The organism is Streptomyces mesophilus, assembly GCF_040300965.1.
GTDB lineage: Bacteria > Actinomycetota > Actinomycetes > Streptomycetales > Streptomycetaceae > Streptomyces > Streptomyces mesophilus_A.
Window position 1 is genome coordinate 102774 of the sequence record NZ_JBEPEW010000007.1, and the last position, 15927, is coordinate 118700.

Sequence of the window (15927 nt, forward strand, 5' to 3'; positions counted from 1 at the left end):
AGAAGGTTCTGAAGGAGTACGGCCTGGAGGGCGAGTACGAGGTGGTGTCTTCCTCGACGTCCTCGATGCTGGCCGAGCTGAACCGCTCCATTCAGAAGAAGGAGCCGGTCGTGGTGACTCTGTGGTCGCCGCACTGGGCGTACGGAAAGTACGACCTGAAGAAGCTCGAGGACCCGAAGAAGGCCTGGGGCGAGGGCGAGCAGATCCACGTCATGGGCAAGAAGGACTTCGCCAAGGACTTCCCGGAGCTCAACGGGTGGCTGAAGAACTTCAAGATGACCGAGGAGGAGCTCGCCTCCCTCGAGGTCGAGATCCAGAAGGGTGACCCCAAGAACCAGAAGGAGTCCGCCCGCCGCTGGCTCGACGCGCATCCCGAGATGCTCGACAAGCTGGCCCCCGTGAGCTGATCCGATCCGGATCGCTTCACTGAGCTGAGCCGAACTGAGCTGAGCTGAGCTGAACCGAGCCGAACCCGAGGGGTGGGACGCACCACGCGCTGTGGTGCATCCCACCCCTCGCGGCGTTCCGTCGGGCTTGATCCGTTCCTTACCCTCGAACATCGTGTCCCCGTCCCGCCGAGCCGTGCCCCTGAGCGCCGCCGCCGTCCTGGCCCTCGCCTTGATCGTGGCCCTGCTCCAGGTGAGTCGCGCCGACGCGGCCCCCGTCTCGGCCGCCGCCGGCCGCCTCGCGGAACTCGCGAGCGATGCCCGTGAGGCCGACGGGTACGTGTACGGCCTGACCGACGACACCGGCCGCACCATGGACGCCGCCGAGATACGCCAGGCCGAGGACGGCACCTACCTCGCCGTCTACCACACGGTCCTCGACGACGGCCGCTTCCACGCGGCCGTCGCCACCTCCACCGACCTGGAGCACTGGACCCGCCGCCACGACTTCGGGCCCGGCACGCACCAGGCCACGCTGGCCAAGGACCCGGCCGGCGGCTGGATCCTCGCGTTCGAGCGGGATCCCCGCAATCACATAGCGATACGGGCCTACGGCGGCCTCGACGACCTGCTGACCGGGAACGACCGCCGCGCCTTCGACGCCCCGCTCACCCTCTCGCGCTGCGCCGAGGGCACCCCTGCCATCACGGCTGTCCGTGGCGACACCATCGAACTGACCGGGCACTACCGGTCCGGCTGCGATATCGACCGCCAACTGCGCGCCACCCTCACGGACTTCACCACCTGGCACGCCGAACCGGACCCCGCTCTGGACACGGCGCTGCGCTCGTGGGGGAGCGGCGGCAACATCGGCGACCGCTCGCCCGTGACGCTCGACGGCCGCGACCTCGTCGTCATCGAAGGACAGCGGCTCCGCGAGGACTTCGCCAGCTGGCGCACGTACATCTACGATCCCCGGCGCGGCCGCGCCGATCTGCTGACCCTGCGCACCCACGGCGCCAGCACGGCCTTCGCCAACCCTTCGGTCTCCCTGCTCACTTCGCCGTCGGGCCGGCCGGCCCTGCTGATCAGCGCGTTCATCCCGCAGGAGGGCGCGGCGGACGGTGAGGCGGGGCAGATGCTGTTCTGGCGCTCGCTGAAAGGCTGACCGCGGCTCGCTGAAAGGCTGACAGCCGCTCACTGAAAAGCTGACAGACGCTCACTGAATGGCTGACAGAGCAATCCGGTCGCCGTTGTACGAGCGAAGTACAAGCAGACCAGTTGACAGGGCATGGATCGCTGCCCTTGCGTAGGGTGCTGGGAACAGCGATCTGACCGCAGCGAAGCGAGGGGGGCCGGCATGGACGACAAGTTCTCCGGACGGGTCGGTTCGGCCATCCGGCGACGGCGCAGGGCGCTCGGTCTCACCCTGGCCGCGGTTTCGGGACGCAGCGGCCTCTCGGTGCCGTTCCTCAGTCAGATCGAGAACGAACGGGCCCGTCCCAGCAGTACGTCCCTCGAACGCGTCGCCGACGCCCTCGGCACCACGGCCGTCGAGCTCCTCTCGGCGGCCGACGCGGAACGCATCGTCGAGGTGGTGCGCTCCGCGCCCGCCGAGGAGTCGGCCGCGATCCGCGCGCTGGTGCACGGCAAACATCAGCTGCACGCTCTCGAATTCGTCGGCGATCATGACTCCGGGCGCGAATTCCGCCACCGCAACGACGAGTTGATGTACGTGGCCGAGGGCGCCGTCGAGGTCGAGGCGGACGGCCGCGCCTACCGTCTGGCACGGGGCGACACGATGTTCCTGTCCGGTGGTGTGCCGCACCGCTGGCGGGCGGCGGTGCCCGAGACCCGTGTCCTGGTGATCGCCGTCGCCGAGCACATCAAGGCCGAACACGAGTGAGCCCCCGGATCGTCTCGCTGGTCCCCTCTCTTACGGAGGCCGTGGCGGCGAGCGCTCCCGGGCTGCTCGTCGGCGCCACCGACTGGTGCACGCATCCCGCGGATCTGGGCGTGGTCCGTGTGAAGGGCACCAAGAACCCGGACGTGCCCGGCATCCTCGCGCTCGGGCCCGACCTGGTGCTCGCCAACGAGGAGGAGAACCGCCCCGCCGATCTCGACGAGCTGCGCGCGGCCGGTCTGGACGTCCTCGTCACGCACATCCGTTCACTCCCGCAGGCGCTCACCGAACTGGAGCGCGTCCTGGTTGACGCCTGCGGACTGCGGCGGCCGCCCTGGCTCGACGAGGCCGGCCGCGTCTGGACCGACCCGCCGGCCCTCGCACCCTGCCGCGCCGTCATTCCGATCTGGCGCCGCCCGTGGATGGTCCTCGGCCGGGAGACCTTCGCCGGTGATCTGCTCGCACGTCTCGGCATACGCAATGTGTACGCGGATCACGCCGAGCGCTATCCGAGGATCGCCCTGGAGGAACGGCCGGCCGCGGACCTCGTCGTCCTGCCTGACGAGCCCTACCGTTTCACCGCCGAGGACGGGCCCGAGGCCTTCGCCCCGCTGCCCGCCGCACTGGTCGACGGCCGCTCGCTCACCTGGTACGGACCGTCCCTGGTGGACGCGCCGGCCCGGCTCAGCGCGGCGCTGCGAGCAGCTGTCCGCTGACCAGGCCGCGCACGGTGTGGAACGCGGCGATCAGCACGGCCGTCACGAGGAAGACGTAGAGGCCGGTCGCCAGCCAGCTGTAGGCATCGAGGCCGGTGTGGCGGGCGAGCCCCGAAGCGCCGGTGACACAGGTACCCACGGGGAAGGTGAACCCCCACCAGGTCATCGCGAAGCCCATGCCCGCCCGCAGCGCCCGCACCACCAGGGCGGCCGCGAGCGCGAACCACAGCAGCGCGAAGCCCATGACCGGCACGCCGTAGACGACGGCGAAGGCGCCGAACGCCGAGGCGTAGTCCTGGCTGATCGCGTCGGGCGCGACATCCGCGAGCGCGTTCACCGCGGTGGTGGACTGGCCGAGCGGGCCGAGCACCAGGAACAGGGTCGGCGTCAGGACGAGGGGCAGGGGGCCGTGCACGACGAGCCGGCCGAAGATCAGGGGGAGCATCACGAAGGTGGCGATCAGGCTGATCCCGAACATCGCGTAGCTGGCGAGCAGCATCGCCTCCTGCCACTGCCCCTGCGGGAGATGAGGAAGCAGCGCGGGGCCCTGGGCCGCCGAGACCATGGGGGCGACCACGGGCAGCAGCCATACGGGCGAGGCCTCGTCAAGGGAGATCTTGTGCCGCGCCACCATCAGATACGGCACCGCCGCGGCGGCCGCGAGCCCGACCAGGGTGCCCGCAACGAACAGCACCGCGTCCACCCCGATCGCGGCCCGCTCGCCGATCACGTCCTTGCCGACGAGCAGCGTGGCACCGCCCACGGCGAGCAGAGCCATCGACAGACAGCCGTAGAACGGGGCCACCTTGGGGTCGAGCAGATGCGAGCGGGCCTGGTCGCGATGGTGGATCCAGTGCACCGCCCGGGCGCACAGCAGCACGGTGAGCATGCCGGCGGCGATCGCCCATACGGCGATGGCCACGGGCCTCGGTATGGGATGCGGCAACGTGGCTCCGGCGGAGGCGACGATGGCGGTGCCCATCACGGCCGCGTACCAGTTGGGGCCGAGGTGGCGCACCGTCGCCCGGGTCCCGGTTCGAGCTGCTGTGCGGGACAAGGTGCGGGTGCGTGTGTACGTTGCCATGGCTCCAGCTTGCGCCGCTGGAGGGGCCCTCACCAGCCCGTTTGTCCTGCTGAGGACATAACCTGGGGTTATGGCCGAAACCCCAGCCCCTGTGCAGCGCCTCGCGGACCGCGTCCCCGACCTGGTGGCGCTGCAGCTCCTGATCGCCGTGGCCCGCCTCGGCAGCCTGGGACGCGCCGCGCATGAGCTGGGCATCACCCAGCCCGCGGCCAGCAGCCGGGTGCGGGCGATGGAGCGGCAGCTCGGCGTCGCCCTGGTGGACCGCTCGCCGCGCGGTTCACGGCTCACCGAGACCGGCGCCCTCGTCACGGACTGGGCACGCAGGATCGTCGAGGCCGCCGAGGCCTTCGACGCGGGGGCGCAGGCGCTGCGCGTACGGCGCGATCAGCGGCTGCGGGTGGCGGCGAGCATGACGATCGCCGAGTATCTGCTGCCCGGCTGGCTGATCGCGCTGCGCCATGAACGTCCCGGCACGGCGGTGCAACTGCTGGCCGGGAACTCGCAGTTCGTGATCGAGCGGCTGCTCGCCGACGAGGTCGAGCTCGGCTTCGTCGAGGGCCTGACCATTCCGTCCGGGCTCAGCGGCGTCGTGGTCGCCCGCGACCGGCTGGTGGTGACGGTCGCGCCCACGCACCCGTGGGCCCGCCGCCGCAACCCCCTCGCGGCGGACGAGCTGGCCCGTACGCCGCTGATCCTGCGCGAGCACGGCTCGGGAACCCGGCAGGTGCTCGACGCGGCGCTCGGGGGGCTCGCGGATCCGCTGCTCGAACTGGCCTCCACCACTGCGGTGAAGGCCGCCGCGGTGAGCGGTGCGGGGCCCTGCGTCCTCAGCGAGCTGGTGGTCGGTGAGGAGCTGGCGGCTCGGCGTCTTGTGCGGATCACGGTCGAGGGGGTGCCCCTCGACCGTGCCCTGCGGGCAGTCTGGCGCGTCGGGCACCGGCCCGTGGGGCCGGCGCGGGATCTGCTGTCGTTGACGCGGACGGGCTGAACGGGTCGGTCGCCCTCAATCCCCTCGTGGCGACGGAGAACTCGCAGCCTCCACCAGCCCCCGCATCACCCGCAGATCCGTCCCCATCTCCGGATGCCACTGCACACCGAGCACCCAGCCGTGACCCGGCAGTTCGACGGCCTCGACCGTGCCGTCCTCCGCGTGGGCGGACGCCACCAGATCCCGGCCAAGGCGTTCGACGGCCTGGTGGTGGTACGTGGGCACGGCGTCCTTGTCCGGTACGAGCGAGGCGAGCAGCGTGTCCGGTACCGGCTGCACGGTGTGCGAGCCGAACGAGCCGATCTCGCCCCGGTGCCCGTCCAGATGCTGCACCAGCGTTCCGCCGAGCGCGACATTGAGCAGCTGCATCCCGCGGCAGATACCGAGCAGCGGCTTGCCCGCCGCCAACGCGGCCTCGATCAGGGCGAGTTCCCACGCGTCCCGCTCCCGCGCCGGCGGCCCGGTCCGCGGATCGACGCCGGCCCCGTACCGTACGGGCTCGACATCCGGACCGCCGGCGATCACCACACCGTCCAGGCGCGCGACCACGGCGGGCGCCGCCGCCGGATCGTCCGGCGGCAGCAGAGCCGCGAGCCCGCCCGCCTCCTGCACGAGGCGTGGGTAGCCGACGGGCAGCAGGGCCGCGTCCAGCTCCCATACGCCCCAGCGGGCACCGGACTCCAGATAGGTACTGACCCCGATCAGCGGCCTCATGCTCACCCGACACCCTCCATGGAGATCACCTGTCGCGTTCCAACTCTGCCTCGGCGGCGGCCAGCGCCGCGAACTCCTCCTCGGGTGCCTTGGCCACCAGATGGTGCCGGCTGTAGATCCCGAAGTAGGCGAGGGCCACCACGTACACGATGAGGGCGATCACGGCCGCGGTCACATCGACCAGGAAGGTCGCCACAAGCGCGGAGAGGGCGAGGACCAGTGCGACGCCCGAGGTCCAGATGCCGCCGGGGGTGCGGTACGGGCGGTTCAGGCCCGGTTCGCGGCGGCGGAGCACGATGTGCGAGAGCGACATCAGGGCGTACGAGATGGTCGCGCCGAACACCGCGATGTTCAGCATCCGTGCGCCGTCCCCGCTGCCCGCGGCCAGCGCGAAGCCGATCGCGCCGGGCACGAGCAGGCCGAGGTAGGGCGCCTTGCGCCTGCTGGTCAGGGAGAGGAAACGCGGCAGATAGCCCGCGCGGGAGAGCGCGAAGAGCTGGCGGGAGCCCGCGTAGATCAGGGAGAAGAAGGAGGCCACGAGGCCGGCGAGACCGGCGTAGTTGATGACGCGGCTCAGGCCGGTCGCCTTGCCGTCCGGCTGGAGCGCCTCGACCAGCGGGTTGCCCGCCTCCTGGATCGCGGCCGAGCCGCGTGCACCGGCGGAGGCGAAGAAGGTGAGCAGGGCGAGGACCACGAGGATCGCCATCGACCAGCGGATCGCCTTGGGCAGCGTACGGGCGGGGTCGCGGGTCTCCTCGGCGGCCAGCGGCACGCCCTCGACGCCCAGGAAGAACCACATGCCGAACGGGAACGCCGCCCAGATGCCCAGAAGCCCGTACGGCAGCCAGGAGTTGGAGCCGAAGGCGCTGTCGTCCACCTTGATGTCGTTGAGCCCGGACGCGTCGAACTCCATGAACGCGCCGACCGCGAAGACCAGAAGTGCGGCCACCGCGATTCCGGTGACGACGAAGCTGAAGCGCAGCGCCTCGCCGACGCCCCAGAGGTGGATGCCGATGAAGAGCACGAAGCAGGCGAGATAGACAGGCCAGCCCGATTCCAGGCCGAACAGGCCGAGCGACTCGACATAGTCGCCGATGAAGATGGAGATCGCGGCCGGCGCCAGGACGTACTCGATGAGGATCGCCGTACCGGTCAGGAAGCCGCCCCAGGGGCCGAGCGCACGGCGTGCGAAACCGTAACCGCCGCCCGCGGTGGGCAGGATGGCGGAGAGCTCGGCGAGCGAGAACACCATGCAGACGTACATCAGGCCCATCAGGACCGTGGCGATCGCGAGGCCGCCGAAGCCGCCTTCGGCGAGGCCGAAGTTCCAGCCCGAGAAGTCGCCGGAGACGACATAGGCCACGCCCAGGCCGGTGAGCAGCAGCCAGCCGGCGCTGCCGCGCCGCAGTGCCCGCCGCTTCAGATAGTCGTCGTCGGTGTCCTTCAGGGGTGGGGTGGTGCCGCTGTCTTGAGGTGCTTGGGTCATCGCAGGGCTCCCGCTCAGGGCCGGTGGCTTCAATGGAGCGAGTGCATACCATTGCGGTGGGTCCGCGTGGAGCGCAAGTCCCCTGCGTTACTTTCCAGTTACTGCTGCCTCCAAGCGGGCGGACGTAGGCCGCATCACGCGAGGAACCCCCGCAACAACGCCGCCGTCCCCGCGCAGTGTTCACGCATCGCGGCCCGCGCACGCCCCGGATCCCCGTCGAGCACCGCCCGTACCAGCTCCGTGTGCTGCGCCTGTGAATGCTCCAGATTCCGTACGAGCAGCGGGATGCAGTCGAGCAGTTCATTGACCTGCGCCCGTACGGCGGCATAGTGCGCGGTCAGCGAGGGCGAGCCGGCCAGCTCGGCCAGCGTGAGGTGCAGCAGGGTGTCGCGCCGGCGGTAGTCGGCGAGGGGAGCGTCGTGGGTGGCTGCGAGCGCGGAACTCAGCTGCTCGGCCTGCTTCTTGGTGAGCGGACGCGCCGCGCACAGCTCGGCCGCACCGGCCTCCAGGACCTCGCGGAACCGCAGGACGTCCTCCACGTCGACATCCTTCAGACGCCGGCGCAGCTCGGCCTCGCCCGTCGCGTCCGGGCGCTCCAGGACGAAGGTGCCGCCGTACCGCCCGCGCCTGCTCTCCACCAGGCCTTCGTCCTGCAGCACCCTGAGCACCTCGCGCAGCGTCACCCGGCTGATGCCGAGGACGTCCGCCAGTTCCCGTTCGGCGGGCAGCCGTTCGCCCGCCGCGACCAGTCCCAGACGGATGACCTGGAGGACCTGCTCCAGGGCTTCCTCGAAGCCGTTGCCGGCGCGCACGGGACGCAGGACGCGAGCGAGCCGGTCCATCCGTTCGGCTGTCGTCATCGGCCGTTTCCCCCTTCCCAAGGAATGGTCTGAAGCAATACCTTAAGCCACTCCGGACCGCCCAAGGAGGAGTCCCCGTGGCAGACAGCACCGCCCCGCTCAGCGTCGAGGAGCTGCGCCGCTTCGTCGCGAGCGGCGAGATCGACACCGTCGTCCTGGCCTTCCCCGACATGCAGGGGCGTCTCCAGGGCAAGCGTTTCGCCGCCGGCTTCTTCCTCGACGAAGTGCTCGAGCACGGCACCGAGGGCTGCAACTATCTGCTCGCGGTCGACACCGAGATGAACACGGTCGACGGATACGCGATGTCGAGCTGGGACCGCGGTTACGGCGACTTCGCCATGCACCCGGACCTGGCCACGCTGCGCCGCGTGCCGTGGAACGAGGGCACCGCGATGCTCATCGCCGACCTCGCGTGGAACGACGGCGGCCCGGTCGTCGCCGCACCGCGGCAGATCCTGCGACGCCAGCTGGAGCGCCTGGCCGAGCTCGGCTACACGGCCCAGGTCGGCACCGAGCTGGAGTTCATCGTCTTCCGCGACAGTTACGAGGAGGCCTGGGACCGCGACTACCGCGATCTGATCCCGGCCAACCAGTACAACATCGACTACTCGGTCCTCGGCACCGGCCGGATCGAGCCGCTGCTGCGCCGGATCCGCAACGAGATGGGCGCCGCGGGCCTGACCGTCGAGTCCGCGAAGGGCGAGTGCAACCCCGGTCAGCACGAGATCGCCTTCCGCTACGACGAGGCCCTGGTCACCTGCGACCAGCACGCCATCTACAAGACGGGTGCCAAAGAAATCGCCTCCCAGGAGGGCATGGCGCTCACCTTCATGGCCAAGTTCAACGAGCGCGAGGGCAACTCCTGCCACATCCACCTCTCGCTCACCGACGCCGACGGCGCCAATGTCATGGCTGGGCCCGACGGCCACGGGATGTCCGAGGTCATGCGGTACTTCCTGGCCGGCCAGCTCGCCGCCCTGCGGGACTTCTCGCTGCTGTACGCGCCCAACATCAACTCGTACAAGCGGTTCCAGCCGGGCTCGTTCGCGCCCACCGCCGTCGCCTGGGGCCACGACAACCGCACCTGTTCGCTGCGCGTGGTCGGCCACGGCCGCTCGACCCGTTTCGAGAACCGGCTGCCGGGCGGCGATGTGAACCCGCACCTCGCGGTCGCCGGTCTGGTCGCGGCCGGCCTGTACGGCATCGAGCAGAAGCTGGAACTACCCGAGGCCTGCGCCGGAAACGCCTACACCGCCGAGTACGCCCATGTCCCGTCGACGCTGCGCGAGGCGGCCGAGCTCTGGGAGAACAGCCCGATCGCCAAGGCCGCGTTCGGCGACGAGGTCGTGGCGCACTACCTCAACATGGCGCGGGTCGAACTGAACGCCTTCGACGCGGCCGTGACCGACTGGGAGCTGCGGCGTTCCTTCGAGCGGCACTGATCCGTCCGCTCTTCCTGCCCTCGCCCGTACGCACATCTGTGAGGACCGACTTGCTCCACGAGCACCACGTACTCAACCCCGCGACCGAAGAGCCGGTCGCGACCGTCCCCGCCACCACGCCCGCCGAGGTCGACGCGGCCGTGGCCCGCGCGGCCCGCGCGCAGTCGTCCTGGGCGGCGCTCGCCCCGGCCGACCGGGCGCGCATCCTGCGGCGTGTGGCCGACGTCATCGACGAACACATCGAAGAGCTGGCCCAGTTGGAGGTCCGCGAGGCCGGTCACACGGTGGGCAACGCCCGCTGGGAAGCCGGCAACGCCCGCGATCTCTTCGCGTACGCGGCCGGGGGAGTGGAGCGGCTGGCCGGCCGGCAGATCCCCGTCGCGGGCGGGATCAACGTCACCTTCCAGGAACCGCTCGGCGTCATCGGCGTGATCGCACCGTGGAACTTCCCGATGCCGATCGCCTCTTGGGGCACCGCGCCCGCGCTCGCCGCGGGCAACGCCGTGCTGCTCAAGCCCGCCGAGACCACCCCGCTCACGGCCCTGCGCCTGGCCGAACTCGCCCTGGAGGCAGGCCTTCCCGAGCACCTGTTCCAGGTACTTCCCGGCGCGGGTGACGTGACCGGAAACGCTCTGGTGGAGCACCCGGACGTAGCCAAGATCGTGTTCACCGGCTCCACCCGGGTCGGCAAGCAGATCATGGCCAAGTGCGCCGACCGCGTGAAGCGCCTCACGCTCGAACTCGGCGGCAAGAGCCCCAACATCGTCTTCGCCGACGCGGACGTCGAGGCCGCCGCCGCGGCCGCCCCGATGTCCTTCCTGGACAACTCGGGACAGGACTGCTGCGCCCGCACCCGCATCCTCGTCCAGCGCTCGGTGTACGACCGCTTCCTCGAACTGCTCGCGCCCGCCGTCGAGTCCGTGGTCGTCGGCGACCCCGCGGATGAGAAGACGCAGATGGGGCCGCTGATCTCCAAGTCCCAGCTGGAGCGGGTGCGTTCGTACGTGCCCGAGCACGCGGCGATCCGCGGCACGGCGCCGGGCGGGCCCGGCTTCTGGTTCCCGCCGACGGTCCTCACCGGCCTGGACCCCTCGGCGCCCGTCTGCGTCGAGGAGGTCTTCGGACCGGTCGCCGTGGTGCTGCCCTTTGAGGACGAGGCGGACGCCGTACGTCTGGCCAACGCCACCGCGTACGGCCTCTCCGGCTCCCTGTGGACCCGCGACGTGGGCCGCGCCCTGCGTGTCTCGGGGGCCGTCAAGGCGGGCAATCTGTCCGTCAACTCGCACTCCAGCGTCCGCTATTGGACCCCGTTCGGGGGCTACGGACAGTCCGGTCTCGGCCGTGAACTCGGCCCCGACGCACTCGCCGCCTTCACCGAAACCAAGAACGTCTTCATCAGCACGGAAGGTCCCGCACAGTGACTGAACAGCCCGCAGTGACGGAACAGCCCAGGTGCCGCCGCCTCGTCGGCCGCACCGCCGTCATCACCGGAGCCGGCAGCGGCATCGGCCTGGCCACCGCACGCCGCCTCGCCTCCGAGGGGGCCCACGTGGTGTGCGGCGACATCGACGAGAGTGCGGGCAAGGCCGCGGCCGAGGAGGTCGGCGGCACCTTCGTACGGGTCGACGTCACCGACGCCGAACAGGTCGAGGCGCTGTTCAAGACCGCCTACGACACCTACGGCTCGGTCGACATCGCCTTCAACAACGCGGGGATCTCGCCGCCCGACGACGACTCGATCCTGGACACCGGCCTCGAGGCCTGGAAGCGGGTTCAGGAGGTCAATCTGACCTCGGTCTATCTGTGCTGCAAGGCCGCGATCCCCTATATGCGCCGCCAGGGCAGGGGCTCGATCATCAACACCGCGTCCTTCGTGGCCCGGATGGGCGCGGCCACGTCCCAGATCTCGTACACCGCGTCCAAGGGCGGCGTCCTCGCGATGTCCCGTGAGCTCGGGGTCCAGTTCGCCCGCGAGGGCATCCGGGTCAACGCCCTGTGCCCGGGTCCGGTCAACACCCCGCTCCTGCAGGAGCTGTTCGCCAAGGACCCCGAGCGGGCCGCCCGCCGGCTGGTGCACATCCCGGTCGGCCGGTTCGCGGAGGCGGACGAGATCGCCGCCGCAGTGGCCTTCCTCGCGAGCGACGACTCGTCCTTCGTGAACGCCACGGACTTCCTGGTGGACGGGGGGATCTCCGGGGCGTACGTCACCCCGGTGTGATCCCACAGGCCGCGGGCAAGGCGGGCGGGTGGAATCCGCGGATCCACGGATCTCCGGATTCCACCCGCCCGCCGCCATATCGAGGAAAACCGAGAGGAGACGAGTGATCCGCCGCCACTTGAGAATCGCCACGGCGCTGGCAGCCACCACGGCAGCCCTCGCCGGCATCACCACGGCGCAGGCCGCACCGCCCGAGCACCGGCCAAAGGCCTGCCCCACCCTGACCATCGGCCAGGGCTGGCATGCCGACAACAAGGCCAGACTCCAGTCCCTGATGGACGAGTACGGCGCGTGCGGAGACGGACGAGGTCGCCGGCCCGTCGCCGTCTTCGACTGGGACAACACGGTCATCAAGAACGACGTGGGCGACGCCACCATGTTCTGGATGCTGCGCAACGGCAGGATCAACGCCCCGTACAAGAACGACTGGCATACGACGAGCCGCTACCTCACGGACGACGCGGCCATCGCCCTGCGCCAGGCCTGCCCCGAGACCAACGGCGCACTGCCCACGGACAAGAACACCGCCTGTGCGGACGAGATCCTCTCCGTATACGCGGACGGCGGGACGACCACCGGCAAGGCGGCCTTCGCCGGCCACGACCACCGCCGCATGGAACCCTCGTACGCCTGGCTGGCCCAGCTCACCCGGGGCCGGACCGCCCACCAGGTCCAGGAGTTCGCGGCCGCGGCCCGCAGGGAGAACCTCGCCGCGCCCATCGGCACGAAGCAGCGCGTGGGCACGAAGGACGTGACCGGCTGGGTCCGCTACTACGACCAGCAGCGCGATCTGATCCGGGCGCTCCGGCGGGCCGGCTTCGACGTGTGGATCAGCTCGGCCTCGCCCGAGCCGGTCGTCGAGGTCTGGGCCCGCGGCGTGGGCATCGCCCCCGACCGCGTGATCGGCATCCGCAACGTCACCGAGCACGGCCGCCTCACCCGGCACTTGAAGGGCTGCGGCACGGTCGCGGACGGCGACGACTCGATGATCACGTACATCGACGGCAAACGCTGCTGGATCAACCAGGAGGTGTACGGCATGCAGGGCGCCGCGGCCGAGCGCGTCCAACCCGCCGAGCGCCGCCCGGTGTTCGCGGCGGGCGACTCCGACACGGACGTGTCCTTCCTGCGCGACGCCACCGCCCTGCGGCTGGTGATCAACCGCAACAAGGCCGAGCTGATGTGCCGTGCGTACGACGACAGCGACGGCCGCTGGCTGGTCAACCCCATGTTCATCGAGCCGAAGAAGCAGCAGGCCGCCCCGTACCCGTGCGCGACCACGGGCTACACGTACGCCGACGGCTCCTCAGGGCCGGTTCTGCGCGGCGACGGGAGTGTGATCGAGGACCAGAAGGACACGGTGTACTGACCGAAGGGCACCACTTAGGGTGGCCGGATGAGCATGCCCCCGACGCCGCCCGGCTGGTACCAGGACCCCGAGGCGCCGTCCCACGAACGCTGGTGGGACGGCACCGCATGGACCCCGCACACCCGCGTCGCACAGGCGCAGGCCGTGGGCCATGGCCTGGCGCCGGCCGACCCGGTCCAGCACACGGGACAGTTCGGCCCGCCCGCTGCGCCGGCCACCGGTGGTCAGGGTGCTTCCGGTGGCCGCGGCAAGCTGGTGGCACTGGTCGCGGCCGGGGTCGTCCTCGTCGCGTCGATCGTCACCGGCGTCGTGGTCCTGGGCAAGGACGACAAGACCGACCCCGGGGCCTCGACCCGGACCAGCCCGTCCGCACAGGCCACCTCGCCGGACGACAAGCCCGAGCCGACGCAGACCGAGTCGTCGGGGCCGCCCGAGACGGACGCGAAGGTACTCGAGGACCAGCTCAACGGCATCACGCTGCCCATCCCCGAAGGCTGGGAGAAGCCCGACAACACGGTCGAGAAGGCCGTCACCATGACCACCGATGGCACCTACCCCTGCCCCGGCGACTCGGGCTTCTGCCACCACGGCAGGGTCACCTCGCGGGCTGTGCGCGACGGCGCGGGCAAGGACCCCGAGGTGGCCGCCAAGACCGACATCTCCGAGGCGGCCAAGCGCTCCTACGACCGCGATGTGATCGACCGGCGCCCGTACAACGGCATCACGTCGCACCAGGAGCTCAAGGCCGAACCGGTCGTCGTCGCCGGCTCCACCGGCTATCTGATGCGCTGGCGGGTCAAGACCGAGGCGGGCGAAGGCGGTTATGTCCAGTCCGTGGTCTTCCCGAAGCCCGGCAGCGATGCCCTGATCGTCGTCCGCTTCGCCTTCGACGCGGAGGACGGCCCGCCCTTGTCGCTGATGGACGAGATCACCAAGGGCATCCGCCGGATCGGCGACACGGGCGATACGAACGGGGGAGTGGGCTCGACCATCGAGCCCTCCTGAGCGCCGCCGGGCGCATCGAGCGCGCCCGGCCGCCGGACTCCTCAGAGGAACGTGTGCCCCTCACCGCGGTACGTGGGCCCGGTGGCCGCCACCCGGTCGCCCTCGATCAGGTGCAACGCGTCGAAACGCTCGCACAGTTCACCGGCCTTCGCGTGCCGGAACCACACCTTGTCCCCGATCCGCAGATCGTCCGCGGGCGAGCCGAGCAGCGGCGTCTGCACCTCGCCCGCGCCCTCCTGCGGGTCGTAGGAGAGGCCCTCCGGGAGATACGGGACCGGCGAGCGGTCCTTGCCGGCCGCACCCGACGCCGGATAACCGCCGCCGAGCACCGTGACGACCCCGACGCCCGGCCTGCGGACCACCGGCTGCGCGAACAGGGCGGCCGGACGCCCGCTGAACGACGTGTAGTTGTCGAAGAGCCGCGGCAGATAGAGCCCCGACCCGGCCGCGATCTCCGTGACCGCGTCCTCGGCCGCCGTGTGCTGCACACTCCCGGTGCCGCCGCCGTTGACGAACTCCAGGTCCGGCGCCACGGCACGGACCGCCCGTACGGCCTCGGCCCGGCGCGCCGCCAGCTCACGCCGGGCGGCGCTCTGCATCGCGCGGATCGCCCGCGACCTCACCGGCCGGCCGAACAGCGCGTCGCCGACACCGGCGATATGACCCTCGTACGCCATGATGCCGACGAGCCGGAAACCGGGCGTGCGTGCCACTGCCCGTGCCAGGTCGGCCAGTTGGGCGGGGGAGTGCAGCGGGGAACGGCGCGCCCCGATACGGATTCGGCCGCCCAGGAGCTTGAGCGCGGTGTCGAGTTCCAGACAGATCCGCACCTCCTCGCGCCCGCCGTCCCGCGCCGCGTCGATCAGCCGCAGCTGCGCCGGGTCGTCGACCATCACGGTCACCGCGGCGGCCAGCTTCGGATCGGCGGCGAGCTCGGCGAAACCGGCGCGGTCCGCGGACGGGTAGGCGAGCAGGACGTCCTCGAAGCCGGAGCGCGCCAGCCACAGCGACTCGGCGAGCGTGAAGGACATGATCCCGGCGAAACCGTCCCGGGCCAGGACCCTTTCGAGCAGGGCACGGCAGCGTACGGACTTGCTCGCCACCCGGATCGGCTTGCCGCCGGCCCGGCGGACGAGGTCGTCGGCGTTGGCGTCGAACGCCTCGAGGTCGACGATCGCGAGCGGGGCGTCGAGCTCGGCGGTGGCTCGGTCGTAACGAGCGCGGTCTGATGCCAGAGCAGTCATGAACGAAGCCTGCCAGACACGATTACCCCTTGGTAGGGGGATGATCCGGACAGATCACCCCTGACCTGCGGACTGGTTCCCGCGTGCACAGCGCGAGACCGTAGAGTGACGCGCAGGCAGGGAGGAACGGGCCTGTCCCCACAGGTGATCGACACAGGTGACGGACGTGCGTGACCGGCGGCGACGAGCGTGCCGGAGATCGGCCGGGGCCCGGACCCGCGAGTTCAGCGAACGGGGGGTGGATGAGTACCGAAGCGCCGCGCGCCGACATCCCCCCGCGCCCCGCATCGCCACCCCCGCCGCTCGCGTCCTCGCGGCTGCCGGATCATGCGCCCGCCGCCGACCGCGTGCCCGCGGATTCCTTGGCCGCGGATTCCGACCCTCACGGCTCCGCCTCCCTCGACTTCGTGCCCGGGGCCGCGCTGCCGCCGCGTCCGGCCGGGGGCGTTCCCGTGCGTGCGCAGAACGACGCGGAGAGCGCCCGGTCCGGTCGGCAGCCCACCGGACTGGGC

The 15927-nt window shown here is 70.9% G+C and carries 15 protein-coding genes and 1 pseudogene; 11 read left to right on the forward strand and 5 right to left on the reverse strand.

Going from position 1 to position 15927, the window contains the following annotated elements:
• The 4 genes from ABT367_RS04810 to ABT367_RS04825 form a co-directional block, all read left to right on the forward strand.
• A partial coding sequence (locus ABT367_RS04810) for a glycine betaine ABC transporter substrate-binding protein (protein WP_352249608.1) occupies positions 1-407 on the forward strand: 407 nt, incomplete at its 5' end.
• Positions 408-561: 154 nt separating this feature from the next.
• Positions 562-1554 carry a hypothetical protein gene (locus ABT367_RS04815; protein ID WP_352249610.1) on the forward strand — a complete coding sequence of 331 codons (993 nt, stop codon included), beginning with the start codon at positions 562-564 and terminating at the stop codon, positions 1552-1554.
• 192 nt (positions 1555-1746) lie between these two features.
• On the forward strand, positions 1747-2292 hold the full coding sequence (locus ABT367_RS04820; protein WP_352249612.1) for a helix-turn-helix domain-containing protein: 546 nt from the start codon (positions 1747-1749) through the stop codon (positions 2290-2292).
• Positions 2289-3005 carry a helical backbone metal receptor gene (locus tag ABT367_RS04825; RefSeq protein WP_352249614.1) on the forward strand — a complete coding sequence of 239 codons (717 nt, stop codon included), beginning with the start codon at positions 2289-2291 and terminating at the stop codon, positions 3003-3005. Before ABT367_RS04820 ends, ABT367_RS04825 begins: the two co-directional genes overlap by 4 nt.
• Here ABT367_RS04825 and ABT367_RS04830 read toward each other — a convergent pair.
• Positions 2974-4089: a TDT family transporter gene (locus ABT367_RS04830; protein ID WP_352249616.1), complete on the reverse strand. Its 1116-nt coding sequence runs from the start codon at positions 4087-4089 to the stop codon at positions 2974-2976. The two genes, ABT367_RS04825 and ABT367_RS04830, sit on opposite strands and share 32 nt — an antisense overlap.
• A gap of 70 nt (positions 4090-4159) precedes the next feature.
• Here ABT367_RS04830 and ABT367_RS04835 point away from each other — a divergent pair, with 70 nt between their 5' ends.
• Entirely contained in the window at positions 4160-5077 is a 918-nt protein-coding gene (locus tag ABT367_RS04835; RefSeq protein ID WP_352249618.1) for a LysR family transcriptional regulator, read from the forward strand.
• 15 nt (positions 5078-5092) lie between these two features.
• Here the strand turns inward: ABT367_RS04835 and ABT367_RS04840 are convergent, their stop codons facing one another.
• From ABT367_RS04840 to ABT367_RS04850, 3 genes are all read right to left on the reverse strand, one after another.
• Positions 5093-5791 carry a gamma-glutamyl-gamma-aminobutyrate hydrolase family protein gene (locus ABT367_RS04840; RefSeq protein WP_352249641.1) on the reverse strand — a complete coding sequence of 233 codons (699 nt, stop codon included), beginning with the start codon at positions 5789-5791 and terminating at the stop codon, positions 5093-5095.
• Positions 5792-5816: 25 nt separating this feature from the next.
• The gene (eat, locus tag ABT367_RS04845; RefSeq protein WP_352249620.1) at positions 5817-7277 is read right to left on the reverse strand and encodes an ethanolamine permease; all 1461 of its coding nucleotides are present in this window, start codon (positions 7275-7277) and stop codon (positions 5817-5819) included.
• Between the two features lie 134 nt (positions 7278-7411).
• A complete protein-coding gene (locus ABT367_RS04850; protein ID WP_199548764.1) occupies positions 7412-8137 on the reverse strand; it encodes a FadR/GntR family transcriptional regulator in 726 nt (241 codons plus the stop codon).
• Between the two features lie 77 nt (positions 8138-8214).
• On the opposite strand from ABT367_RS04850, the gene ABT367_RS04855 reads away from it, so the two are divergent.
• The 5 genes from ABT367_RS04855 (at position 8215) to ABT367_RS04875 (ending at position 14171) form a co-directional block, all read left to right on the forward strand.
• Entirely contained in the window at positions 8215-9579 is a 1365-nt protein-coding gene (locus ABT367_RS04855) for a glutamine synthetase family protein (RefSeq protein ID WP_352249622.1), read from the forward strand.
• Between the two features lie 50 nt (positions 9580-9629).
• Positions 9630-11000, forward strand: coding sequence for an aldehyde dehydrogenase family protein (locus tag ABT367_RS04860; RefSeq protein WP_352249624.1), 1371 nt, complete (start codon positions 9630-9632; stop codon positions 10998-11000).
• Between the two features lie 14 nt (positions 11001-11014).
• Entirely contained in the window at positions 11015-11797 is a 783-nt protein-coding gene (locus tag ABT367_RS04865) for a 3-oxoacyl-ACP reductase (protein WP_352249642.1), read from the forward strand.
• A gap of 103 nt (positions 11798-11900) precedes the next feature.
• Positions 11901-13166, forward strand: a complete 1266-nt coding sequence (locus tag ABT367_RS04870; protein WP_352249626.1) for a haloacid dehalogenase-like hydrolase — start codon at positions 11901-11903, stop codon at positions 13164-13166.
• 27 nt (positions 13167-13193) lie between these two features.
• On the forward strand, positions 13194-14171 hold the full coding sequence (locus ABT367_RS04875) for a DUF2510 domain-containing protein (RefSeq protein ID WP_352249628.1): 978 nt from the start codon (positions 13194-13196) through the stop codon (positions 14169-14171).
• A gap of 41 nt (positions 14172-14212) precedes the next feature.
• Here the strand turns inward: ABT367_RS04875 and ABT367_RS04880 are convergent, their stop codons facing one another.
• Complete coding sequence (locus ABT367_RS04880; protein WP_352249630.1) at positions 14213-15415, reverse strand: amino acid deaminase/aldolase; 1203 nt, start codon at positions 15413-15415, stop codon at positions 14213-14215.
• A 242-nt stretch (positions 15416-15657) separates the two neighbouring features.
• On the opposite strand from ABT367_RS04880, the pseudogene ABT367_RS04885 reads away from it, so the two are divergent.
• Positions 15658-15927 (forward strand): annotated as a pseudogene (locus tag ABT367_RS04885) (hypothetical protein); the annotation flags it as partial.

Bases quoted from the DNA above. Each gene is read 5' to 3' on its own strand.
- ABT367_RS04820 (WP_352249612.1), top strand. From the start codon at position 1,747: ATGGACGACAAGTTCTCCGGACGGGTCGGTTCGGCCATCCGGCGACGG.
- ABT367_RS04830 (WP_352249616.1), bottom strand. From the start codon at position 4,089: ATGGCAACGTACACACGCACCCGCACCTTGTCCCGCACAGCAGCTCGA.
- ABT367_RS04835 (WP_352249618.1), top strand. From the start codon at position 4,160: ATGGCCGAAACCCCAGCCCCTGTGCAGCGCCTCGCGGACCGCGTCCCC.
- ABT367_RS04840 (WP_352249641.1), bottom strand. From the start codon at position 5,791: ATGAGGCCGCTGATCGGGGTCAGTACCTATCTGGAGTCCGGTGCCCGC.
- eat (WP_352249620.1), bottom strand. From the start codon at position 7,277: ATGACCCAAGCACCTCAAGACAGCGGCACCACCCCACCCCTGAAGGAC.
- ABT367_RS04850 (WP_199548764.1), bottom strand. From the start codon at position 8,137: ATGACGACAGCCGAACGGATGGACCGGCTCGCTCGCGTCCTGCGTCCC.
- ABT367_RS04875 (WP_352249628.1), top strand. From the start codon at position 13,194: ATGAGCATGCCCCCGACGCCGCCCGGCTGGTACCAGGACCCCGAGGCG.
- ABT367_RS04880 (WP_352249630.1), bottom strand. From the start codon at position 15,415: ATGACTGCTCTGGCATCAGACCGCGCTCGTTACGACCGAGCCACCGCC.